A 24190-nucleotide genomic window follows, 5' to 3' on the forward strand; every position below is an offset into this window, starting at 1 on the left:
CTTGTATCCGTGAGTGAGCTTGCGTTACAGCGGGCCCAACAAATGCCAAAGCAGTACAGCACCACCCTTCCAGCGCTCCGAAGTCTGGCGCAATGCCCGCCACCCGGCCCCAGGGTCGGGGAGTCAATGGATGCTATTGCTGCGCCATCGGGTCGCCAACGCTACCGGTCTTATGGCACAAGTCGCGCAAAAGGGGGATGCCTATTAGTCAGGCAACCCGCGCAAGGACGCCTCTTCTTTGCCTTTCTATGACAAAGATCAACAGGAGACGCTGATCGGCAGATCATCGTGGCCGCTTTCAGTGACCGTCGCCGCCGCCCTGAACGTCAAGTGAGCTCCCCGATCTCTCGGGTCTGGGTGGGCCTGCGACCTTTGGCTCCATGTTTGAAACCTGTTCCTCGTGTACCTTCGGCAGGCCCGGCATATGCACTCAGCGGCGGGTTGGCCATTTAGTCGAAACGGTTCTGGAGTAGCTTTTACATGGCATACGCAACAATCAATCCCTATACGGGCGAGACACTGCAAACCTTTCCCGATGCGACCGATGCAGAAGTCACCGCGGCCATCGGCAAGGCCCATGAGGCTTTCCTGGCGTGGAAGGACACATCTTTCGCCGAACGTGCGCGCATCCTGCAGAATGCGGCCGATATCCTGCGCAAGGACAGCGACGCCTTTGCCAGGGTACTGACGCTGGAGATGGGTAAGCTGTTTGCCGAGGCGAAAGCCGAGGTCGAGCTGTCGGCAAAAATCTTCGAATACTATGTGCGCAATGCCGAAACCTTGCTCAAGCCGGAGAAACTCCCGGTCCTCGACCCTGCCGAGGGCGAGGCGGTTCTCGTCTGCGAACCGCTCGGCGTGCTGCTGGCGATCGAGCCGTGGAACTTCCCTTATTACCAGATCGCCCGCATTCTGGCGCCGCAGCTTTCTGCCGGTAATACCGTGCTTCTCAAACACGCAGCGAATGTGCCGCAAAGCGCCGCTGGCTTTCAAAAGCTGATGAAGGAGGCCGGCCTGCCTGACGGCGCCTTCCGTAATCTGTACGCCACGCGTTCGCAGATCGAGCTGATCATCAACGATGCCCGCGTGCAGGGCGTTGCCTTGACCGGCTCGGAAGGCGCCGGTGCAGTGGTTGCGTCGCAAGCGGGCAAAGCGCTGAAAAAATCCACCCTGGAACTCGGCGGCGCCGACGCCTTCGTCGTGCTGGCCGACGCGGACCTGGCGAAAACGAGCAAATGGGCGGTGTTCGGCCGGCATTGGAATGCCGGGCAGGTCTGCGTGTCCTCCAAGCGCATGATCGTGGTCGATGCGGTCTATGACGACTTCCTCGCGCTCTATCGCAAGGGCGTCGCGGAGTTGGTGGCCGGCGATCCCTTCGATGCGAAGACGACCCTGGCACCGCTCTCCTCGCAAAGCGCGGCCAATGAGGTCAAGCAAAAGATCCTCGAAGCCGTGAAGCTTGGCGCCAAGGCCGAAGAAGTCGGACCGCCCGTGCCTGTCGATGGGGCATTCGTGCAGCCGACGATCCTGACCGATGTCGCCGAAGACAACCCCGCTCGCTACTGGGAGTTCTTTGGCCCGGTGTCCATGGTGTTCCGCGCCAAGGATGAAGACGATGCAGTGCGTATCGCCAACGACTCGCCGTTCGGCCTCGGCGGTTCGGTATTCACCTCGGACACGGCGCATGGCGCAGAAGTCGCGAAGAAAATCTCCACCGGCATGGTGTTCGTCAACCATCCGACCAAGGTCGAAGCCGACCTGCCTTTCGGTGGCGTGCGCCGCTCGGGGTACGGCCGCGAGCTGATCGGTCTCGGGCTCAAGGAGTTCGTCAACCACAAGCTCATTGTCGTGGTCGATATCGACGCCCCGTTCTGAGTTCAACAGCGCTCTTTGTCCCAAGAAACCGAAATCGAGGAGACCTGACAGGATGAACGTCATCGGGATAGACCACTTGGCTATTCGTGTCAGTGATCTGGACCGCTCCAGGGCGTTCTACGATCAGGTACTCGGTTTCTTGGGATTCACCATAGAGTGGGAGTTCGACCGGGTTATTGGTTGGACCAATGGCGAAACCCTGTTCTGGATCACCGAAGCCGATGCCCAGGGGCGCAAACACAAGCACCGGACCGGCGATGTGGGCTATCACCACTATGCGTTCGAGGTTGCCGCGCGCGAGGACGTCGATGCGCTCTACGCGTTCCTGCTGGATCAGGCGGTTACGATTGTCGACGCACCCGCTGACTATCCGGATTATGGCGAGGGCTACTATGCGGTTTATTTCCTCGACCCCGATAATCTGAAGCTCGAGGTGATGTTCTTCCTGGAAAAACAAAAGCGGCGCTTGCTTGGAAAATCGCGAGGAAATGATCGCCGGGAATAAAATTTCTTCATCGGCATACACGCCTGAAGAGATTGATAAAACGAGCGTGCGTCAGAATCCTGATACGCCTCAAGTTATCCAGGCGCTGCTCCGTTTCCGTGAGCAGGTCAAACAACAGCGAACCCAAGCCCTGATGGGTCAGTACATCGGCCATGTATTGATTACGCGGGCTCAAACGGCCACTACCGCTGCCGTGTACGAAAACGAGCAAGGCGCGGGTGTTGGTCGGCAAACGCAAATCGGCGTTCCGTTCAACGCCCCGGGGCAACGCGAGAATGATGACGTCAGACCCGTTGGCGTATTTGAGCAAGGGTTCCACCAGTCGTCGACCGGCCTCGACGCGGTTTGGCAAGAGGGTTTGCAATGAGGGACTAAGGATCACGAGGACCTCCTCCGACGATCACGCCTGTGATTTCGGAATAGGCGGCCCTCGCCGCGCTAGATAGCCAGAATGCTGCAGGACACCTGATACAGGAGATGTTCGGTGGTGCTGCCCAGCAGCTTGTCCAGTCCGTGGGACTGGACCTTGCCCATCACAATCACATCCATATGCTGCTCATCGGTGAACGCATGGAGCACCGCGACAGGCTGTCCTTCAATGAAATGCCGCCGGTCGGCAGGCACGCCATAACGGTCGGCCAGTTCGAGGAATGACTTTTCATGACCTTTGCGCAACTGCCTGCCAAGGTCCGAAATTGTCAGGCCCCCGCCGCCCATATCGCCCAGGTACACCATGGAAATGTCGCAGGCATACAGCAAGTGCAACTCGGCCTGACACTGGATGGCGAGACTGGAAGCCTGCTGGATGATCCGTTCATTGAGCTCGTTGTCCTGGGCAAGGGTATTGGAAGCATCGACCGCCGCCACGATCTTGCGCGGCAAGGGCAGGTCGTCTTCGCTGAGCAGATAGACCGGTATCGGACAGTGACGCAGTAAACGCCAATCCAGCGGGGTGATGAATGCACGCTTGAGTGCCGGTTCGCGCTGCACCTGCTTGATCAGCAGGTCTGGCTGCATTTCTGCGACGTAATCGAGAATCTCCTGCTGCAGGTCGTCGGCCCACTTCGCTTCAGCCGTCACTTCGATACCTTTATTACTATCACGCAGATGAGCTGCCTGGTATTTGAGCCAATCGCGATGATCTTGCAGATAATTTTCGCGAGCTTTTTCCCGGTCACCCTCTTCGAGCAGCGACAACAGGTTCCAGGTCGGGATCAAGGCAGCAATGTGCAGGCTGGCACCGCTGACCTTGGCCAGAGCGGCAGCATGGTTCATGGCTTGAGACCGGCGCAGCGCCGGGTTGATGATCAGCAATAACCGTTGATACTGGCTCATGATCGGACTCCATGGGCTTGCACGTTTGTCATTGCCCGCAATGGCGGACAACTGTCGTGTTCACCGCCGAACCGAGCACCTTCTTTATGAACTCAGAATCCTCCGTCGATGCGGCCTTGGAGTTGATTTATATCAAGTGCCCGGGCACGCAATACATTCACTCGCGGCAGCTTGTGCCCACACCTCTGGCGCCACCGACGCATACGGCACTGATAGGCATCGAACGCAGGGGTCAGCCCCTGGCTCAAAGGTTGCGCGAGTACATTGCGCGTCAGACCGGCCGGCCGGAACTCCCTGTTTACCCGCTGCAGGTCAAGCGCTACGCCGACGACCTGCAAGTGCTGCATACCTACACGCAATTGACCGAAAACCCGGCCCTGGGCAGGTTGGATCTGGCCAATACCACGTTTCTGGTGGTCGATGATGTGCTCTTCGAAGGCCATTCCCTCCTGCGCACTTGCGCATATCTGGCACAACTGGGGGCTCGTCGAGTCCATACGGCGGTACTGGTCGACCGGCATGTCCGTCAGCAGCCGATCCGGGCCGACATTGTCGGTATACACCTGCAAGTCGCCGCCACTGATATTGTCGAATGCAACGTACCGCCCTACGAACAGGCCTTTTGCATAGAAGTGGTACGACACGGCGCCGCCCGCTGACGGTGGAAGCGTTCAGGGCTTCGCCGAGTCACCGGGCTTGAGCGGTGGAGAACGCTCGGCGCCAACAATTCAGGACTTAAAAGCACTGGACGGTGCTGGATGTCAGTGGTTCCCGCCGGAACGAAAAAAGGACCCGGAGGTCCTTGTTTCGATCGCTGACAGAATTCAGTGGAACTCTGTAGCGCTATGTTTGGAGCGGGAAACGTCGGCGCCACGGACTGGCCGACCAGCTCCGCTTTGGTAGCTTTCACGGACCTAGGCCTGGGATGAGATCGCCATCAGTTCATCCAAGTTTTCGTCCGTACCTCCGGTGAGTCGACTTTGTATCGGTACTAACCCCTTGGGGTGATGTACCCGATCCCAGGCAACCTGATCAGCTTGATTGGCTCGGTAGCATCGTTGCTGTCGGCTTTCGAAACAGCTGCGAAATTAATTCGACTGACTTAACCCACAATCCGCAGCCCCTAACTTGCAAGTATTAATGCCGGTTGAGCCTCTCGGTGACGTGCCCACGCATCGATTGCACCGTTCATTGCCTGACTCCTACTGATAGTGATGCAGGCGTTGAAGACGCAGGGCTACGTCCATGCCATCGCACCAAAACTCTTTGCAAGGTTCGACAGCGTTGATCGATTTGACCACCTGCGTCTACCCAGCATCATGCAGGTAACGTCGCTGATCGGTCCGAGAACAAACCTCTAGAAACATCACAAGCTGAAACGTATCAGCCTCAACAAAAAACTCAATTATGCATAAATGCATTTTTTCCCTTGACCCGAAGGGCGGAGTCTTTTACAGTTAAATGACTGTATATAAATACAGTATTTTTTGATCAGTATTTATTTGAATCCATTCATGGACGAGGTTTTTCCCTATGAAAAGCAACACTGAGAAATTTGGCAAAACACCCCATCAACCCAGCCTGTGGACCCGAGCCGATGCGCTGAAAGTCCGCGCGGACGACCCCACTACCACCCAGCCACTGGTCAGTGCGAACTTCCCGGTACTGAGCGACGAGGTGTTTATCTGGGACACCATGCCGCTGCGTGATATCGACGGCAACATCACCTCTGTCGATGGCTGGTCAGTGATCTTCACCCTGACTGCGGATCGTCACCCGAACGACCCGCAATACCTCGACCAGAACGGTAACTACGACATCACCCGCGACTGGAACGATCGCCATGGCCGGGCAAAGATGTACTACTGGTTCTCCCGCACCGGCAAGAACTGGGAACTCGGCGGCCGAGTGATGGCTGAAGGGGTTTCGCCGACCGTTCGCGAATGGGCCGGCACGCCGATTCTGTTGAACGAGCAAGGCGAAGTGGACCTGTACTACACCGCGGTCACGCCGGGCGCGACCATCGTCAAGGTGCGTGGCCGTGTGGTGACCACCGAGCATGGCGTCAGCCTGGTCGGCTTCGAGAAGGTCAAGCCGCTGTTCGAGGCCGACGGCAAGATGTACCAGACCGAAGCGCAAAACGCCTTCTGGGGTTTCCGTGATCCATGGCCGTTCCGCGACCCGAAGGATGGCAAGCTGTACATGCTGTTCGAGGGCAACGTGGCCGGCGAGCGCGGCTCGCACAAGGTCGGTGAAGCAGAAGTCGGTGATGTGCCGCCGGGTTATGAAGACGTCGGCAACTCGCGCTTCCAGACCGCCTGTGTCGGCATCGCAGTGGCCCGTGACGAAGACGGCGACGACTGGGAAATGCTGCCGCCGCTGCTGACCGCGGTAGGCGTCAACGATCAGACCGAACGCCCGCACTTCGTGTTCCAGGACGGCAAGTACTACCTGTTCACCATCAGCCACACCTTTACCTATGCCGATGGGGTGACCGGGCCAGACGGTGTGTACGGCTTTGTCGCAGATTCGCTGTTCGGTCCTTACGTACCCTTGAACGGTTCCGGCCTGGTACTGGGAAATCCGTCTTCCCAGCCGTTCCAGACCTACTCGCACTGCGTGATGCCCAACGGCCTGGTGACCTCATTTATCGACAGCGTACCGACCGACGAAACCGGCACGCAGATTCGTATCGGCGGCACCGAAGCACCGACGGTGGGGATCAAGATCAAAGGGCAGCAGACGTTCGTGGTTGCCGAGTACGACTACGGTTACATCCCGCCGATGCTCGACGTCACGCTCAAGTAATCGCTACCCAGGGCTTTGAGGCAGCGGGTTTGAGCTCGATGAAAAACTCGTTGCGGATAGGATCGAGATATCCCACCTAACTTACTGCGACTTTGCTCGGGAACCCTCTTGAACAATACGTAGTAACAACCCTTTGTTACTGGCTGCAAGGAGGCAGCCAGTAACGGGTATACACCCAATTGGTTCTGCTGGCCCGGCCCGCCGCCCTCTACCGCCGGCCGGAACATCCACTACTCCAGCAGACTCCCCCCGTTCACCGACGCAGGTGCCGGGCTATGCCTGGTCCTTCGTGATGCTCGACAAGTCTCTCGCCCCGCGCCTGCGCGCGATGTTCATCATGAAACAGAATCAGGCAATACTGGTGGGAACTGACCTTTGACAACCCGTCGTTGCTACGCGACCTGACGTTGTGTGGCGACAACCTCCTGTTCACCTGAAACTCTTGGCTGGAGCATGACGCCCGTAATGGCGGCCTAGTAAACTTGCGCGCCTGTTACATCCCGAACTTTTGCCATCGGACATGTGTATCGAGTGCGCCATCGTGCAACTGGCGGGACGTACCCTATCGCCACCCGAGCAGCGGCTGGTGAATCGGACCCTTGCTCGGATCTGATTCGCCAAGAAGACCTCACAATGTCGCTAGCCTGCCCTTTCGTAACACTGCGATATCTCGTTTAGGCGCAACACCAAAGAATCGACTGTATTCGCGGCTGAACTGGGAGGGGCTTTCATATCCAACCTTGAAAGCCGCACTGGATACGTCTTGGTGTTCATTGAGCATCAATCGCCTTGCCTCGTTCAGCCTCAGCCATTTTTGATACTGCAAGGGGCTCATTGCGGTGAGTTGGCGGAAGTGGTGGTGGAAGGTTGGCGTGCTCATCTGTACACGGGCCGCTAGCTCATCGACTCTAAGCGCCGAAGTGTAATTCAACTTCAACCAATCGATGGCTTTCGCGATCCGATAACCTTGGCCATCGACAGAAGTTATCTGTCGAAGCCGGCCAGCCTGATCACTTTTCAAGAGACGGTAGTGAATTTCACGCTGGATCAAGGGGGCGAGAACAGGAATAGCTTCCGGCTCATCGAGCAGCGCCAACAAGCGCTCGAACGGCGCCAGCATGGCTGCGGTCACTGAACCGATGCCTACCCCTTTCGCGGCCGAGCGTTCACGGGTGGGCGGCAGATCACTCTGCGCTATCAGCTCTGCCAGCATGCGCAAATCGAGCTTGAACGTCAGGCCCAGGCACGGTTGCTCCGGGCTCGCCTTGAGCACCTCCGAGTTGGCCGGCAAATCCAGTGAGGTGACCAGAAAACGCGAGGTGTCATACGGATAACCCTCACCGCCTACCCACAGCTGTTTCTCGCCTTGGGCGACAAGAATGATGCTCGGTTCGACCATGCAAACAACAGGCGGCGACGGGTGTTCGCGCCTAAAGAAGCCGAGACCCGCAATCGATGTTGCGTAGTCACCGGGTTTCAAGACCCGCGAGCCAATGACCTGGACGAGCGCCTCTTGGGGCGATGTGGGGGTTTCGTGTGGGGGCATCATGTTCGTCTCGTACCTCTTCGCTGAACTCTAACTCGCCCGCGCGCAACCGTCCTGCAAAAGAACGCAGACTCATAGAATCAGGCAAGTAATCCAGCGCAATGCACTGTTTGCAGTCAGGGCAGAGCGGGAAAATGTTCATCCGACACACCATCGAGGACTCTCCCATGCTTGTACAAGCCTATGGTGCTCATGCGGGCGACAAACCCCTTGAGCCTTTGCAGATCAGTCGCCGTTCCCCCGCCACCCATGACGTTCAGATCGACATCGCCTTCTGCGGTATCTGCCATTCGGACTTGCATCAGGTGCGTGCCGAATGGGCAGGCACGCAGTTCCCCTGCGTACCGGGACACGAAATTGTCGGCCGCGTATCGGCGGTCGGCGCCCATGTAGCGGAATTCAAAGTCGGCGATCTGGTCGGTGTCGGTTGCATCGTCGACAGCTGTAAACACTGTGACGACTGTGAATCCGGCCTGGAAAACTATTGCGACGGCATGATCGGAACCTACAACTTTCCTACCCCAGACGCTCCTGGCTGGACGCTCGGCGGCTACTCACAAAACGTTGTGGTGCATGAGCGTTACGTCCTGCGCATCCGCCATCCCGAGCAACAACTGGCCGCCGTCGCACCGCTGCTGTGCGCGGGCATCACCACGTATTCGCCGCTGCGCCACTGGAACGTCGGGCCGGGTAAGAAAGTCGGCGTGGTCGGTATTGGTGGGCTAGGCCACATGGGCATCAAACTGGCCCATGCGATGGGCGCCCATGTCGTGGCATTCACCACATCGGAATCCAAGCGCGAAGCGGCAAAGGAATTGGGCGCGGACGAAGTGGTGGTATCGCGCAACGCTGAGGAGATGGCCGCGCATACCAAGAGCTTCGACTTCATCCTCAATACCGTCGCAGCGCCCCACGATCTGGATGCGTTTCTGGTGTTGCTCAAGCGCGACGGAGCGCTGACGCTGGTCGGTGCCCCCGCCTCCCCGCATCCATCACCCAACGTGTTCAACCTGATCATGAAGCGCCGAACCATTGCCGGCTCGATGATCGGCGGCATCCCTGAAACACAGGAGATGCTGGATTTCTGTGCCGAGCACAACATCGTCGCCGACATCGAACTGGTTCGAGCCGATCAGATCAACAACGCCTACGAACGGATGCTCAAGGGTGACGTCAAGTATCGCTTTGTGATCGACAACGCCACATTGGTTGGCTAGTCGAAAGACTCCAGCCGGTAACGACTCAACCGAAAGGATGATCCAGTGAAAGGTATTTTTCTCGCCCTCGGGCTACTTGTTACCTCTTTTTCTTCGATGGGAGCCGATATGTCAAACGGTGCAGACAACTTCTACAAAAGCGACAAAGTGACGGTGGAAAAGGTCACCTTCAACAATCAATACGGAATGAAAGTCGCGGGCAACTTGTTCACCCCGAAAGACCTCGACCCGAAAACGAAAAACGCCGCCATCATCGTTGGCCACCCCATGGGCGCGGTAAAGGAGCAAAGCGCAAACCTCTACGCCACCAAAATGGCCGAGCAGGGATTTGTCACGCTGTCGCTGGACTTGTCCTTCTGGGGCGAAAGTGCGGGCACACCTCGCCAAGCGGTCTCGCCTGATATCTATGCCGAAGACTTCAGTGCCGCCGTGGACTTTCTCGGCACTCAACCCATTGTTGATCGCGAGCTTATTGGCGTCATTGGCATCTGTGGCAGTGGCAGCTTCGCCATCAGCGCGGCCAAGATTGATCCGCGCCTCAAGGCGATCGCCACCGTCAGCATGTACGACATGGGCGCAGCCAATCGTAACGGCCTCAAGCATGGCGTAACGTCGGAACAACGTCAGCAGATCATTCGCGAAGCGGCGCAGCAGCGTGATATAGAGTTTCAGGGTGGTCAAATCCGTTATACCAGCGGCACGCCGCTGAAGCTGACCGGTAACGCCGTGGGTGACGAGTTCTACGATTTCTACCGCACCCCGCGTGGCGAGGTTACGCCTGCCGGCGCATCGGCGCAGACCACCACCATGCCTACACTGACCAGCAACGTGAAGTTCATGAACTTCTATCCGTTTAACGACATAGATTCGATCTCCCCTCGCCCACTGCTGTTCATTGCTGGTGCCAAGGCACACTCGCTCGAGTTCAGTGAAGACGCCTACAAACGCGCTGCCGAACCCAAAGAACTGCTGATCATTCCAGATGCCGGACATGTGGATCTTTACGACCGGGTCAACCTCATTCCATTCGCTAAGTTGACTTCGTTCTTCAAAAGCAACCTGAAGTAAATGGCCGGTGCCCCTGGCCGGGCACCGGTTCTCTCGCGCGGCCTCATTTACGGGGCCGCAACGCTTCGCGCATGACAGGATTCAATCAATGAGCAACCACTCCCTCCACGCCCCCCGGAAAGCTGAACAATCGTGGGGCGCGGTATTAGCCATGTCGCTTGCAGCCTTCGTGCTGGTGGCATCGGAATTCATGCCCGTCAGCCTGCTGACGCCGATTGCCGCCGACTTGCATATCACCGAGGGGCAAGCGGGCCAGGGCATTTCTGTCTCTGGGCTGTTTGCGCTGTTCACCAGCCTTCTGATCGCTTCGGTGGCGGCGCGGGTCGACCGCAAACCTCTGCTGCTGTCACTGACTGTGCTGATGATCATTTCGGGAACAGTGGTCGCTTTCGCGCCGAATTACTGGGTGTTCATGATCGGTCGCGCGTTGATCGGGGTAGCGATAGGTGGCTTCTGGTCGCTGTCGGCCGCAACCGCCATGCGCCTGGTGCCTGAAGACCAGATCACTCGCGCCATGGCAATCGTCAACGGCGGCAACGCTCTGGCAACAGTGATTGCAGCGCCGCTGGGCAGTTTCCTTGGCGCGTTGATCGGCTGGCGCGGTGCATTTTTGTGCGTTATTCCGGTCGCGGTGATCGCCTCTGCCTGGCTTCTATTTAGCCTTCCGGCGATGAAGTCACAAAGTGGTTCGGGCACTGGGAATGTCTTCAAGTTGATGAAAAGCCTACCGGTCGCGTTAGGCATGGTGGCGGTCAGTGTCTTTTTCATGGGGCAGTTTATGCTGTTTACCTACCTGCGCCCGTTCCTTGAAACGGTCACGCACGTCAGTGTTTCCACGCTATCGCTGATGTTGCTCGTCTTGGGTCTGGCTGGGCTCGCGGGAACCTTCCTGATTGAAGCCTTCTTGAAAAATGGCCTGCATCGCACCCTCATCGTCATTCCGATATTGATGGCGGTGATCGCACTGGCGCTCGTTTCATTCGGCAGTTCGGCGACCACCACCACTGTCTTGCTGGGTCTCTGGGGACTGGTTGCAACGGCGGCTCCAGTGGGATGGTGGACATGGCTGGCCAGAACATTGCCAGAGGCTGCTGAAGCGGGAGGCGGCTTAATGGTGGCGATCATTCAACTGGCCATTGCCTCGGGTGCAACCGTTGGCGGGCTGGTGTTTGACTTGAGCGGCTATCGCGCAACCTTCGAGTTGAGCGCAGCATTGCTGGGCGTGGCGGCTGTGCTTGCCTTCCTGGCTGCACGCTCTGCCACGCGGGAGCCGGTTGCATCGGTGAACATCGCATAAAAAACACAAGACACGCCAAGGCATCTTTTATCGCGAACAGCGTTTTGTGTCATGAAGGAGGCGGCCAAGAGGATGAGTGCTACGACTGCCGGGAGAAAACCTTTGGGTTTGCGAACACCCAGGTGTGCTAGGGCGGAGAGCAGCAGATGATAAAACATGCCGACATAAGCCAGATCACTGAGCGCCACGTTAAAGCGCCAGAGAATCGTGGCAGGACCCAGTACTTTGACCACGATCATCAAAGGCACAAGGTGGGAGGCTGAATAGCCCAACTCCGCTTGTGCGTTTGCGATTAGCGGTATCACACAACACATGCTGACGGCGCAACTCCGAGAGCTTGAAAACGATGGCCGGATCTCGCGAACAGTCTTCGCGGAAGTACCACCGCGCGTCGAATATGAGATGACAGCCAAGGCGAGTGCGCTCGGGCCGACGATGGCGGCACTCGCCACCTGGTGGAGCGAGTACGGGAAAAGCGTCCCCGTAAATCCAAATCCACGTGGCCGAAAAGCTAACAGCACCCGCAAAGGTGATGGGGCGGTTTAAACCTGAGCGATTCACTGCAGCCGAAGTGATGTGCGACGTGCCTCCTGCACCTTGAAAGCCAGCTGATTCAGAACCTCCAACGCTTACTCAAAAGTCAGTTAGCTATCTAGTCAATTTGCGTAATCGAATTCCAAGCAGCCTTCGCGAGAAAGTCCTGATACTGCTTCGGGCTTTTTTCGACCCTCCCGGAAAGCCAGGCACGCGAATAGCTTTCCGTCGCGCCGATGATGAGTGACGGTAAGAGTTCTACAGGAAGATGACTGAACTGTTCCTTGCGGCCCTCGACACTCATCCAGTCCAGCAACTGCCTGTTGCGTTGTTTATTGCGTTCAAGCAATTCACCGTTGAAAGGCCCACTTGAGACGGCGTAGCGACTTTGGAAAACAAAGCGAGCCCAGTCCGGTTGCTCATCGACCCATTCAGCGTAGCTATAGATCAGAGCCGCTACACCCGCTTGAGCCGTCTGTGCTTTTTGCAAATAGCTATCTCGGAGCGCTGCCTGATCTTCTAGCGCAGCGAAAAAAAGAGCGGCCACCAGTCCCTCTTTACTGCCGAAGTGATGATAGATAGCGCCTACGCTCGTTTCGCATTGAGCCCGAATGGTTTCGATGTTTGTGGCTTCGATGCCTACCTCGTTAAAGCAGGCAAGTGCTCGGCGCAGGATTGTGCGCTTGAGCTCGCTACGCCTTCCCGGATAGATACGCTCGATCAGATCAGTTGAATGCATGAGGGGAAACGCCAAATGAAGCGGAGTCTATAGGGTGAACGCACCGTAAAGAAAGCTTGGCTTGACAGTCTCCATAAACACAGAACATTATTCCGTTACAGAATATTATTCTGCAACCAACCGCGAGGGTATCTCATGAGTCAAGCTCTAAGTATGTTCAATAGCGTAGGCCCCGCCGCGTTCAGCAATATGGCCTGCCAAATGGCACCTTACTTCAGCACGATCGCCCCTGAGATTTCAGAGCTCAGCCCAGGCCATGCAGTCGTTAACGTGCCGTTTCGCAAGGAAATCACCAACCATCTGGCATCTGTGCACGCGATAGCCCTGTGCAACGCAGCCGAGCTCGCGGGCGGAATGATGACTGACGCTTCGATTCCTTCAGGCGCCAAATGGATTCCGAAAGGCATGACCGTTGAATATCTCGCGAAAGCAAAATCGAGCATTCGAGCTGTAGCTGATGGCAGCGGTATTGACTGGAAAACCGGCGGCGACAAGTTCGTTCCGGTTGATATCTTCGACGAGGGTGGCGTGAAAGTTTTCACTGCCAGAATCACGATGAATGTGAAAATCGCTTAGGCCTTTTCTATAGGCTCGGCGTTATGCCGAGCCAAATCGCTCCCGCTGCGAGCATGAAAAATGCGTCATGATTTCAACAATTAACTGTCCCGGTAGAGTTTGAAAAGCGCTGCACGGCGAGCTTGGGGAGTGTCTAGAAAACCCGGAGCGATTCAAACTGCAATGCCCTTATCAAGGTCTGCTGACTAAAACATAGTCGATGAATGCACGAAGTTTGGGCAGCACATTTCGCCGACTGGGATAATAAAGCGCCAATCCGGGAAAGGTCACCGAGAAGCTTTCGAGTAAGACTTCAAGTGTTCCAGCGTGGATATGGCGCGCAACGAGAGATCGCGGAAGCATGAACAATCCGACCCCTCGCTCCGCGGCGTGAATACAAGCGGCCACATCATCCAGTATCAACGGACCACGGACGCGCACTACGTGTCTTTCGCCCGAGACGCTGAATGTCCAGCTGTCCAGCACAATACCCGCCTGCCGATAGGTGATGCACGGCAGGCCCAAGATATCATCAGGTAGCAGAGGCCGCGCATAGCGCGCGATCAGGGACGGTGAGCCGACCACAATGCTGGGTTCCTCAGCGGTCAGAGGTACCGCAACCATATCAGCGTGTACATATGAACGCGGTCGTACTCCGGCATCGCAACCTTCATCAATGATGTCCACCAGGTGATCATCACCGACAAATTCAAGCTGTATTCCCGGGTTCGCGCTAAGGAACCCAGGCACGAAGCGTTCTGTCAGCATAGGAACACTTGGCCTGGGAACACTGATTCGAAGCAGCCCGGTTACAGACTCACCGAAGTTACGCGCGGACTCAATTCCCAGAAGTACCTGCTGAGCAGCAGGCCGCACTTGAAGCAGCAGTCTTGCTCCAGCCTCAGTCAGTCCGACGCTTCTGGTAGTTCGTGCCAGCAGTGGCACTCCCACTCGCTGTTCGAATGTGCGTATCGCCTGACTAACAGCTGATGGCGTAATGCCAAGGCGGCGCGCAGCCGCCCGGAAGCCGCGCGCCTCGGCGACCGCCAAGAACACGAGAACCCCATCTAACTCACCGCGTCCGATTGTGTAGTTCATCTAAACAGTATGAGTAGGTGGCAGTGGATTATCAACCACGGCATTCAAGGGGAAAATAATGTATCAACCCCCTAGAAAGGACTGCTTCATGAATGCTGAAACCAAACAAAACCGCGCCTATCACCTCGAAAAATTTGGCGGGCTCGATGGCCTTGTCAACGGTGCCATAGCGATTCCGACTCCGGCCTCAGGCGAAGTCGTCGTCCGCGTACGCGCCTCCTCGTTGAATTTCCGAGACATCCTCATTCTGCAAGGACACTACACAGCGCCCGTACCATCGGGCACCATCCCTCTTTCCGATGGTGCAGGTGAGGTGATCGCCGTTGGCGAGGGAGTGACTCGCTTCGTCACTGGGGATCGAGTCGTGAACTCATTCTTCCCTGAATGGATTGACGGGCCGTTCACCGGAAAGTATTCCCAGTATTCATATGATGTCGACGGCTGGCTGGCAGATTACCGCGTCACATCAGAAAACGCTCTGGCCCACATTCCTGGCAGTCTGAGCTTTGAAGAGGCCGCTACCCTACCTTGTGCTGCGGTCACTGCGTGGTCTGCGGTCAAAGGAGTAAGCGCAGGCGACACGGTACTGACACAGGGAACGGGAGGCGTCTCGTTGTTCGCCATCCAGTTTGCAAAAGCGCTGGGCGCGCGCGTCATTGCCACGACATCCAGCGATGAGAAGTCCGAACAGCTCAAGCTGTTGGGCGTAGCCGACATCATCAACTACAAAACCCATCCCGCATGGTCGCAGCAGGTCCGGGCGCTTACCAACGGCAATGGCGTCAATCGCATCGTTGAGGTGGGTGGCTCAGGCACTTTCCAGGAGTCGGTCAAAGCCATTGCGGTGGGTGGCCAGGTTTCGATGGTTGGGGTACTCGCGGGCTTGGAAGGCAGCGTCGACTTCATGTCCATGTTCATGAGCCAGGCGCGATACCAGCCTATCGCCCTGGGCAATCGACAAGATCTGGAAGATTTGATCGCAGGCATCGCCGCACATGGAATCAGCCCTGTAATCGACAGTCGTTTTGAGTTTGGGGACGCCAAGCGGGCGTATGAAAAACTCATGACACGTGACGTCTTTGGCAAGGTCGTTATCAGCCACTGATGTGATGACCCAGTCAACGATAGCTAACGGGACAGATCATGACTGCTTATGTAATCTTCATCCGAGAGAAAACGCTCGATCAGCATGAGCTTGATATCTATGCACAAAAAGCCACCATTGCTCTTGCCGGCCTGCAGTCCACGATGCTTTCAGCCTATCAACGGATTGAGGCGTTTGAAGGGGAATTACCAGAAGGCGTTGTACTTTTCTCCTTCCCGACATTCGACGAAGCCAAGGCCTGGTATCACGGCGACGCGTATCAGTCCATCGTTGGACACAGGCTCAAGGGTGCAGTCTATCGAGGGTTTGTCGTAGACGGAGTAAGTTAGAACGCCTACCGAGGATATCCAGAACCCTGTGTCGGCCGTCGAAGGACACTTACCTAGGCTTACTAATCAGGAAATGAAGCGCGCAGGGGAACCTGCGAGCTTTTTCGCTAGGTCATGTGGCAGTCCCGGTCACCTGATCGCCTATCACCACACGTCGGGACACTCGGCAAAATGGTGATGGGTTATGCGTCAGACAGACTCAGACGACGACGCAATTGGGGAGCAGTAAGGTGCGCTCGCCAACACGGCCCACCCTGCTGAAAAGGCATGACCGAGGCCAAATTGCCCGTCTCGACCGGATCTCAACCCGCGTCGCTGACCAGTCCAACAGCGATCGGCATGCCGATCCGAGTACCCGACGTCTCCAGCACATTCGCATCGACACGGTACGTTTTGGATCTGCTTACCTGGCTTGCACATCGCTAGCTGGAGTTGTTTCACCACTTCCGCCGGTATGATCCACAAACGCTTCTCCAAATCGAACTGGTCGGGTGTCGCCAGCCGCAACTCGCCCGTGCGGACACCGGTCAGCAGCAACAACCGAAGGCCAAGCCGAGTTTGGTTGGCGCCACCGTAGTTTCGAAGAGCAGCCATCAAGGCCGGGAACTCCTCCATACGGAGAAATGGATTGTGAGTAACAGGAGGTTTGCGAAGTGTAACCACATCCAGGCCTGAAGCCGGATTGTGTTCTAGCCCCTCGATTTTTACCAACGCATAGCGGAACAATTGATTAAACCAGGTCCGACACTTTTCAGCTGTCGATAAGGCCTTGCGCTGTTCGATCCTGCTCAGCAAATCCAGCAGATCGCGACGATTGATGTCGTAGATAGACCATCCACCCAGTATGGGCAGGACGTTTTTATTGAAGATTCTCAAGATTTGCGAGAGCGTGCTCTGGCGCCCCTCCTTCAGGCTCAGCCTGCGGAACTCCACCCATTGATTGAACACGGCCTCGAAGGCCTGCTCTGCCGCAAAACGAACAGCACGACGCTGCTGTTTACGGTGCTCATAGGGATTGATGCCGTGGGCGACCAAGGCGCGCGCCTCATCACGTCGCGCACGGGCTTCTTTGAGGCTGATTTGCGGATAACTACCGAGAGACATACGCTTCTGCACGCCCGCCCAGCAGTATTGAAACGCCAGATTTTCCCGCCGCGGGCCGTCACGTTGAGCGCAAGCCCATCCGTGTCGCCTATCGTGTAGTCATTGCCGGTGATTCAGGCTTGCCGAACGGTCGTAATTTCGCGTAATTAGAAAACACAAGGAATCCCCTATGAGCAGTAAAACTATCTTCGTCCAACCCGGTGGCGGTTATGAAAAGGTTGTGGTTGGCAGTAGCGAAGTACGGGCCGCAGCGCGCGGCGAAATCACAGTGCGCCTTCACGCCAACTCGCTCAACTACCACGACTTCGCGGTGGTCAGCGGTATGTGGGGGCCTAGTGAAAAACGCATCCCCATGGCCGACGGCGCAGGTGAAGTCATTGCTGTCGGCGAAGATGTCACTGAATTCAAGGTGGGTGACTCGGTCGTTAGTACATTCTTCCCTGAGTGGATCAATGGTGCGCCACTGGTTGAGGGTTTTGTTAGCGTGCCAGGTGATGGCATTGACGGCTACGCTCGTGAGCAAGTGACGGCCAAAGCCACATCGTTCACTCTCGCGCCTATCGGATACAGCCATGCTGAAGCGTCCACGCTCACCACTGCCGGCCTTACTGCATGGCGCGCCCTGATGGCCGATGACTCACTCAAGCCGGGCGACACCGTGCTCGTCCAAGGCACTGGCGGCGTTTCAATTTTCGCTCTGCAGTTCGCTAAATTGGCCGGCGCTACCGTCATTGCTACCTCTTCAAGCGACGAAAAACTTGAACGTCTGAAAGGACTAGGCGCTGATCATGTGATCAATTACCGCAAAGACCTTAACTGGGGTGAAACTGCACGCGCTCTAACGGGTGGCCGTGGTGTTGATCACATCATAGAAGTCGGCGGCCCCGCGACTCTCGAGCAATCGATGGTTGCAACTCGGGTTGCTGGTCACATCTCCATCATCGGGATACTGAGTGGCGTAAGCGGTGCAATGAATTTTGTACCCGCACTGATCAAGCAAGTACGTCTGCAGGGTGTATTGGTGGGCAGCCGCAGCCAGCAGCAAGACATGATCCGAGCCATCAATGCTAATGGTATGCGTCCGATTATTGATCGTCATTTCCCTTTGAACGAGATTGTCGAAGCGTTCAAGTATCAGGAAACCAACAAGCATTTCGGCAAAATTTGTCTGGATATCTAAGCGCGCATAACTGTGCATGAGAAGACCTTAAGGTTCGCCATGTGATTAGCTCTTCACGGCTTGCAAGGTTCGTCATTCAGACCTCAATGTTGGAAAAACCCACCCACAATAGTTGCCTCTCACTGTTCATGACGGCGTATGCGACCTCTGCAACCGTCCTGTCTTGAAAGCAATGCGCTAACCGGACTTTCTCCTGAGTGCGGCAGATGTCAAAACCACCTAGAGAGGCTTCAGGGTGGAGCGTAGTGATTGATCGGTAGGATTGCATGCCGACTTGCATAGGCCGGCCACCACCCTTTTACGAAATCGAGCACCTTGTATAACTTTTTGCAAGGTGTCTAGAGAATCCTGGGCGATTCATTTTTCTAGCTGTCGCCATTCTGACACGTATCGTCGAAATCATTAAAAGCTTGTGATGGCACCAAGCCATCAATGTGCTATATTCATCCAATCATCCATATCAATATTGATTATACCTACCCCCCCTTCTCAGATGACCGCGCCAGTTTTCATCGGTCACGGCTGATTACCAAAGGAACGCTATGAACTCTTGGCTCGCGAATATCAGCGTCATGCTCAAGCTGGCCTTGGGCTTTGCTGTTGTACTCCTTCTAACCGCCATCCTTGCCGCGACCAGCTGGTTCAGCTTGGGAAAAATGATTGACCGTAGTAATCGAATGGCCGGCATCACCGAACTCGGCAACCGTCTTGATCATCTACGGAGGGCCCGTTTTCAGTATCAGGTGGACAAGGGTGACGAGCAACAAGGTGCATTGATCCAGGATGCGCTGGAACTGTTTGTCGCCAAGCAAAAAAGCCTCGCAAAAGAACTGCAGCTACCTGAAAACTTGCAAAGTCTTGCGCTGATCAACCAAGCCACCACTCAGTATCAAATGGCAATTAATACGATGCGCGAGGCCTATCGCAATAGTGCGGCCACCCGTAAGGAAATGGCCACCAATGCGGTCAAAGGCGCCGCGCTGATTGCCAAGCTCATCAATGACGTAGAAGCAATGCCAGTCTCTGATCAGCGCCGTTATGAGTTATACAAAGTCATCCTCAAGGCCAAAGAGGATGTCGCGCTGGTGCGTTATGAAGTTCGTGGCTACACCGGCAATCCCAACAGCACTACGGAACAAGCCGCCGCCCGCCAGCTTGATAGTGCGCTCAAGGGCATTGAAACCCTCAACAACACCTTTGGTGCCGCCTATGCCGATCCTATCAGGCAACTGGAAACCGCTCTGATGGCTTACCGCCGCTCAGTGCAGGACTTTACAGCCAGTAATGGGGCTATCGACCACTCCGTGCAGGACACTGTCAATTTCGGAGAGGCCATCACCCGCCTGACTGATGAAATGTATGCCAGACAGCTGGCCGCCCTTGAAACAGATAGTGCTCAGGCCCGCACGCTGCAGTTGAGTTGCACTGCTTTGGCAATGTTATTGGGGCTTCTTGCAGCTCTGATAATCACCCGCCAGATTACCCGCCCATTGCAGGAGACTCTGGCTGTGGTCGATTGCATTGCAGCGGGCGATCTCACGCAAAACATGGTCGTGACCCGTAGAGACGAACTGGGTGTGCTGCAACAAGGTATTCAGCGCATGGGTAGTACCTTGCGCGATCTGATCGGTGGTATCCGCGATGGAGTCACCCAGATCGCCAGTGCAGCGGAAGAGCTTTCAGCTGTCACTGAGCAGACCAGCGCTGGGGTCAATAGCCAGAAAACCGAGACCGACCAAGTGGCTACCGCGATGCACGAAATGTCGGCCACTGTGCATGAAGTTGCGCGGAATGCGGAACAAGCTTCCGTTGCCGCATCAGAGGCCGATGCTCAGGCGCGCGCTGGTGACAAAGTAGTCGCGGAAGCCATCGCCCAGATTGAGCGTTTGTCCAGCGAAGTCGGGCGTTCAGCGGAAGCTATGAATAAGCTTGAACAAGAAAGTGGGCGCATCGTCAAGATCATGGACGTGATCAAGGCGGTGGCTGAGCAAACTAATTTATTGGCCCTTAACGCGGCCATTGAGGCTGCTCGCGCAGGTGAGGCAGGGCGCGGTTTTGCAGTGGTCGCTGACGAAGTACGAGGACTGGCTCAGCGTACTCAGCAGTCCACTGAGGAAATAGAAAGCTTGGTGGCAGGCTTGCAAGGTGGAACACGTCAGGTGTCCAGTATTATGCAGAGCAGCCGCGAACTAACCGATAGCACTGTGGCGTTGGCAGGTAAAGCAGGCGCATCTTTAGCTAGCATCACTCAGACGGTTTCTGGGATTCAAGCCATGAACCAACAGATTGCTGCCGCCGCAGTACAACAAAGTTCGGTGGCGGAGGAAATAAGCCGCAGCATTTTGAGTGTACGCGACGTGTCTGAGCAGACCGCCTCAGCTAGTGAGGAGACAGCGGCCTCCAGTATCGAACTCGCGCGCCTGGGGGTACAGTTACAGCAACTTGTCAGTCACTTCAAAGTTTGACCGATGTGAATCGCCACGGACTCTCTAGACACTTTGCAAGCTCATTGGACTGCCCCCAGCATCGTAGACATCTCCAGCCTATGCTCGATTTTTACCAACGCATAGGGGAACAATTGATTTAACCAGGCCCGACACTTTTCAGCTGTCGTTAAGGCCTTGCGCTGTTCGATCCTGCTCAGCAAATCCAGCAGATCGTGACGATTGATATCGTAGATAGACCGCCCGCCCAGTGTGGGCAGCACGTCTTTGTTGAAGATTCTCAAGATTTGCGAGAGCGTGCTCTGGCGCCCTTCCTTCAGGCTTAGCCTGCGGAACTCCACCCATTGATTGAACACGGCCTCGAAGGCCTGCTCTGCCGTAAAACGAACAGCACGACGCTGCTGTTTACGGTGCTCATAGGGATTGATGCCTTGGGCGACCAAGGCGCGCGCCTCATCACGTCGCGCACGGGCTTCTTTGAGGCTGATTTGCGGATAACTACCGAGAGACATGCGCTTCTGCACGCCCGCCCAGCAGTATTGAAACTGCCAGATTTTCCCACCGCGGGCCGTCACGTTGAGCGCAAGCCCATCCGTGTCGCCTAGCGTGTAGTCATTGCCGGTGATTCGGGCTTGCCGAACGGTCGTATCCGAGAGTGCCATAGCGAGCTCCTGAACAGAGTCAGGAGCGGATGCTCGTCTCGCTATCCAAGCTGCTCCAGCAAAAAACCGATTCAGTGCATATCCAAATCCAAGTCCCTCATTCGGGAGTTAAATCGGGACTTAAAAGCACTGGACGGTGCTGGATGTCAGTGGTTCCCGCCGGAACGAAAAAAGGACCCGAAGGTCCTTGTTTCGATCGCTGACAGAATTCAGTGGAACTCTGTAGCGCTATGTTTGGAGCGGGAAACGAGACTCGAACTCGCGACCCCGACCTTGGCAAGGTCGTGCTCTACCAACTGAGCTATTCCCGCGTCTTGGTGAGGCGCATTCTATAGAATCCTCAGCACCCGTCAACCCCTTGATTCAAAAAAGTTTTATTTTTTTTCAACAGTGGTGCGCAGATGAGGCCAGGCAGCGCGTAAATACTGGAGCATGGACCACAGCGTCAGGCCGGCAGCGATGAGCAGCAAGGCGTAGCCCAGCAAGACCCAGAAGGAAAAGTCCGACGGGTTGGCCAGCAGGATCACCAACGCGAGCATTTGCGCGGCGGTTTTCCATTTGCCCATGTTCGACACGGCGACGTGGGCGCGGGCGCCGATTTCGGCCATCCATTCGCGCAGGGCCGAAACGACGATCTCGCGGCCGATGATCACCGCAGCCGGCAAGGTCAGCCACAGGTTGCCGTGTTCCTGCACCAGCAGCACCAGGGCCACGGCCACCATCAGTTTGTCGGCCACCGGGTCGAGGAACGCGCCGAACGGCGTGCTCTGTTCCAGGCGTCGGGCCAGGTAGCCGTCGAGCCAATCGGTGGCGGCCGCAACGGCGAACACCGAACTGGAGGCCATGTAGCTCCATTCGTAAGGCAAATAGAACAACAAAATGAAAATCGGAATAAGCAGGACGCGTAGAACGGTGATCAGATTAGGGATATTCATCGGCACAACTGGCTACGAGGTGAGAAGGCATTCTACTCGCTGTGCAGATTTGCATAAATCAACTCAGCGAGCTTTTTACTGATACCGGGTGCTTTAGCTATTTCGTCAATGCTGGCACGGGAGAGCTCTTGCAAGCCACCAAAATGTTTAAGCAGGTCGCGTCGGCGTGTCGGGCCTACTCCGGCCACGCCTTCCAGGGTTGAGGTTCGCCGGGTTTTGCCGCGACGGGCGCGATGGCCGGTAATGGCGAAACGGTGGGCTTCGTCGCGGATCTGTTGGATCAGGTGCAGCGCAGGCGAGTCGCCCTTCAACGTGAACTCATGGGCGGCATCATTCAAGTACAACGTCTCGAAGCCGGCCTTGCGCGTGGCGCCCTTGGCCACGCCGAGCAGGATCAGGTCGGGCACCGCCAGTTCGTTGAGCACGTCGCGAGCCATGGACAACTGGCCCTTGCCGCCGTCCACCAGCAGGATATCGGGGAGCTTGCCCTCCCCCTCCTTCAATTTGCTGAAGCGGCGCGTCAAGGCCTGGTGCATGGCGGCGTAGTCGTCGCCGGCGGTGACGCCTTCGATGTTGTAGCGCCGGTAATCGGACTTGATCGGCCCCTCCGGCCCGAACACCACGCAGGACGCCACCGTGGCTTCGCCGCTGGAGTGGCTGATGTCGTAACACTCCAGGCGCTGGGGCGGTTCGTCAAGGTTGAGGACTTCGGCCAGGGCCTCGAAGCGCGCGGCCACGTGCTGTCGATTCGCCAGGCGCGCGCTCAGGGCCTGCTCGGCGTTGGTCACGGCCAGTTGCTGCCAGCGCGCCCGCGTGCCGCGCACGCGGTGGCTGATGTCCAGTTCACGGCCACGCAACGCGTGGATGGCCTCGATCAACGTCGGGAAGTCTTCATGCACCACGTTGACGATCAGTTCCGACGGCAAGTCGCGCTCGGGGCTGCTGACGTAATACTGGCCCAGGAACGCGGCCATGACTTCAGCGACCTCCTCGTCGATCCCGGTCTGCGGGAAGAAGTTCTTGCTGCCCAACACCCGACCGCCACGCACACTGATCAGGTGGACACAGGCGCCACCCGGGTTGACGAACGCAGCGATCACATCGACGTCGCCGGTTCCGCCCTCCATGCTTTGCTGGTCCTGCACACGCCGCAGCAGGGAGATCTGGTCGCGCAACTCGGCGGCTCGCTCGAAATCCAGGGTGCTCGCGGCTTGTTCCATGGCGCCGGAGAGTTCGTCGGTGAGGGCGTTGCTGCGCCCTTCGAGGAACATCACCGAATGGCGCACATCCTCGGCGTACTCCGCCGGTTCAACCAGGCCGACACAGGGTGCCTTGCAACGCTTGATCTGATATTGCAGGCACGGCCGGGTGCGGTTCTTGTAGAAGCTGTCTTCGCACTGCCGCACGAAAAAGGTCTTTTGCAGCAGGCTCAGGCTTTCGCGGATCGCACCGGCGCTGGGGTAAGGTCCGAAGTATTTACCCTTCTGCTTCTTCGCGCCCCGATGAATACTCAGGCGTGGGAAGTCGCCGTCAGATAAAAACACGTAGGGGTAGGATTTATCGTCACGCAGCAGGATGTTGTAAGGCGGCCGCCATTCCTTGATCAGCGTCTGCTCAAGCAGCAGCGCCTCGGTTTCGTTGGCGGTGATGGTGGTTTCGACCTGGGCGATACGCGCCACCAGGGCCGCGGTTTTCGGCGCGAGGCCGGTCTTGCGGAAGTAGCTCGCCAGGCGGTTTTTCAGGTTCTTGGCTTTGCCCACATACAGCAGGCGCGCCTCGCTGTCGAACATGCGGTACACGCCGGGGCGGCCGCTGCAGGTCGAGAGAAAGGCACTCGGATCAAACGGTGTGGTCATG

Annotated in this window: 18 protein-coding genes, 1 tRNA gene and 4 pseudogenes; 13 read left to right on the top strand and 10 right to left on the bottom strand. The window is 56.8% G+C overall.

Translation table 11 applies throughout. The features are described from left to right. Positions 1 to 480: 480 nt before the first annotated feature. A complete protein-coding gene (locus tag ACVWZP_RS09515; protein WP_457369703.1) occupies positions 481 to 1872 on the top strand; it encodes an NAD-dependent succinate-semialdehyde dehydrogenase in 1392 nt (463 codons plus the stop codon). Positions 1873 to 1924: 52 nt separating this feature from the next. Continuing rightward, positions 1925 to 2377: a VOC family protein gene (locus ACVWZP_RS09520; RefSeq protein ID WP_288076558.1), complete on the top strand. Its 453-nt coding sequence runs from the start codon at positions 1925 to 1927 to the stop codon at positions 2375 to 2377. Between the two features lie 70 nt (positions 2378 to 2447). Here ACVWZP_RS09520 and ACVWZP_RS09525 read toward each other — a convergent pair. Both ACVWZP_RS09525 and ACVWZP_RS09530 read right to left on the bottom strand, forming a co-directional pair. Beyond that, positions 2448 to 2759 (bottom strand): annotated as a pseudogene (locus ACVWZP_RS09525) (hypothetical protein); the annotation flags it as partial. 56 nt (positions 2760 to 2815) lie between these two features. Continuing rightward, positions 2816 to 3712, bottom strand: a complete 897-nt coding sequence (locus ACVWZP_RS09530) for a universal stress protein (RefSeq protein ID WP_046383989.1) — start codon at positions 3710 to 3712, stop codon at positions 2816 to 2818. A gap of 56 nt (positions 3713 to 3768) precedes the next feature. Between ACVWZP_RS09530 and ACVWZP_RS09535 the strand changes: the two genes are divergently transcribed. Beyond that, on the top strand, positions 3769 to 4371 hold the full coding sequence (locus tag ACVWZP_RS09535) for a phosphoribosyltransferase family protein (protein WP_457369704.1): 603 nt from the start codon (positions 3769 to 3771) through the stop codon (positions 4369 to 4371). Between the two features lie 874 nt (positions 4372 to 5245). Beyond that, positions 5246 to 6520: a glycoside hydrolase family 68 protein gene (locus ACVWZP_RS09540; protein WP_046383990.1), complete on the top strand. Its 1275-nt coding sequence runs from the start codon at positions 5246 to 5248 to the stop codon at positions 6518 to 6520. Positions 6521 to 7148: 628 nt separating this feature from the next. On the opposite strand, the gene ACVWZP_RS09545 is transcribed toward ACVWZP_RS09540, so the two are convergent. After that, a complete protein-coding gene (locus ACVWZP_RS09545; RefSeq protein ID WP_046383991.1) occupies positions 7149 to 8069 on the bottom strand; it encodes an AraC family transcriptional regulator in 921 nt (306 codons plus the stop codon). Positions 8070 to 8233: 164 nt separating this feature from the next. On the opposite strand from ACVWZP_RS09545, the gene ACVWZP_RS09550 reads away from it, so the two are divergent. From ACVWZP_RS09550 to ACVWZP_RS09565, 4 genes and pseudogenes are all read left to right on the top strand, one after another. Further along, the gene (locus tag ACVWZP_RS09550) at positions 8234 to 9283 is read left to right on the top strand and encodes an NAD(P)-dependent alcohol dehydrogenase (RefSeq protein WP_079443483.1); all 1050 of its coding nucleotides are present in this window, start codon (positions 8234 to 8236) and stop codon (positions 9281 to 9283) included. A 45-nt stretch (positions 9284 to 9328) separates the two neighbouring features. Beyond that, positions 9329 to 10351, top strand: a complete 1023-nt coding sequence (locus ACVWZP_RS09555; RefSeq protein ID WP_046383993.1) for an alpha/beta hydrolase — start codon at positions 9329 to 9331, stop codon at positions 10349 to 10351. 88 nt (positions 10352 to 10439) lie between these two features. Then, entirely contained in the window at positions 10440 to 11648 is a 1209-nt protein-coding gene (locus tag ACVWZP_RS09560; protein WP_046383994.1) for an MFS transporter, read from the top strand. A 288-nt stretch (positions 11649 to 11936) separates the two neighbouring features. Then, positions 11937 to 12194: pseudogene (locus ACVWZP_RS09565) on the top strand (winged helix-turn-helix transcriptional regulator); the annotation flags it as partial. 106 nt (positions 12195 to 12300) lie between these two features. On the opposite strand, the gene ACVWZP_RS09570 reads toward ACVWZP_RS09565, so the two are convergent. Next, a complete protein-coding gene (locus ACVWZP_RS09570; protein WP_046383995.1) occupies positions 12301 to 12921 on the bottom strand; it encodes a TetR/AcrR family transcriptional regulator in 621 nt (206 codons plus the stop codon). A gap of 135 nt (positions 12922 to 13056) precedes the next feature. Here ACVWZP_RS09570 and ACVWZP_RS09575 point away from each other — a divergent pair, with 135 nt between their 5' ends. Beyond that, positions 13057 to 13497: a hotdog fold domain-containing protein gene (locus ACVWZP_RS09575; protein WP_057005557.1), complete on the top strand. Its 441-nt coding sequence runs from the start codon at positions 13057 to 13059 to the stop codon at positions 13495 to 13497. 171 nt (positions 13498 to 13668) lie between these two features. Here the strand turns inward: ACVWZP_RS09575 and ACVWZP_RS09580 are convergent, their stop codons facing one another. Further along, entirely contained in the window at positions 13669 to 14574 is a 906-nt protein-coding gene (locus tag ACVWZP_RS09580; protein WP_079443481.1) for a LysR family transcriptional regulator, read from the bottom strand. A gap of 88 nt (positions 14575 to 14662) precedes the next feature. Here ACVWZP_RS09580 and ACVWZP_RS09585 point away from each other — a divergent pair, with 88 nt between their 5' ends. Continuing rightward, a complete protein-coding gene (locus ACVWZP_RS09585; protein ID WP_046383997.1) occupies positions 14663 to 15679 on the top strand; it encodes a zinc-dependent alcohol dehydrogenase family protein in 1017 nt (338 codons plus the stop codon). A 38-nt stretch (positions 15680 to 15717) separates the two neighbouring features. Continuing rightward, the gene (locus ACVWZP_RS09590) at positions 15718 to 16008 is read left to right on the top strand and encodes a DUF1330 domain-containing protein (RefSeq protein WP_046383998.1); all 291 of its coding nucleotides are present in this window, start codon (positions 15718 to 15720) and stop codon (positions 16006 to 16008) included. Between the two features lie 384 nt (positions 16009 to 16392). On the opposite strand, the pseudogene ACVWZP_RS09595 reads toward ACVWZP_RS09590, so the two are convergent. Then, a pseudogene (locus tag ACVWZP_RS09595) lies at positions 16393 to 17225 on the bottom strand (tyrosine-type recombinase/integrase); the annotation flags it as partial. Between the two features lie 56 nt (positions 17226 to 17281). Between ACVWZP_RS09595 and ACVWZP_RS09600 the strand changes: the two are divergent. Both ACVWZP_RS09600 and ACVWZP_RS09605 read left to right on the top strand, forming a co-directional pair. Then, positions 17282 to 18292 (top strand): zinc-dependent alcohol dehydrogenase family protein, encoded by a 1011-nt coding sequence (locus ACVWZP_RS09600; protein WP_046383999.1) that lies wholly within the window; start codon positions 17282 to 17284, stop codon positions 18290 to 18292. Between the two features lie 542 nt (positions 18293 to 18834). Further along, positions 18835 to 20757, top strand: coding sequence for a methyl-accepting chemotaxis protein (locus ACVWZP_RS09605; RefSeq protein ID WP_046384001.1), 1923 nt, complete (start codon positions 18835 to 18837; stop codon positions 20755 to 20757). An 83-nt stretch (positions 20758 to 20840) separates the two neighbouring features. Here ACVWZP_RS09605 and ACVWZP_RS09610 read toward each other — a convergent pair. The 4 genes and pseudogenes from ACVWZP_RS09610 to uvrC all read right to left on the bottom strand — a co-directional run. Continuing rightward, positions 20841 to 21398, bottom strand: a pseudogene (locus tag ACVWZP_RS09610) (tyrosine-type recombinase/integrase); the annotation flags it as partial. Positions 21399 to 21633: 235 nt separating this feature from the next. Continuing rightward, positions 21634 to 21709: transfer RNA gene (locus tag ACVWZP_RS09615), tRNA-Gly, on the bottom strand. A 63-nt stretch (positions 21710 to 21772) separates the two neighbouring features. Continuing rightward, a complete protein-coding gene (gene pgsA / locus ACVWZP_RS09620) occupies positions 21773 to 22333 on the bottom strand; it encodes a CDP-diacylglycerol--glycerol-3-phosphate 3-phosphatidyltransferase (RefSeq protein WP_017847081.1) in 561 nt (186 codons plus the stop codon). A 32-nt stretch (positions 22334 to 22365) separates the two neighbouring features. Next, a complete protein-coding gene (uvrC, locus tag ACVWZP_RS09625) occupies positions 22366 to 24189 on the bottom strand; it encodes an excinuclease ABC subunit UvrC (RefSeq protein WP_017847080.1) in 1824 nt (607 codons plus the stop codon). Position 24190 lies beyond the last annotated feature (1 nt).

The organism is Pseudomonas sp. TE36184 (assembly GCF_054060055.1).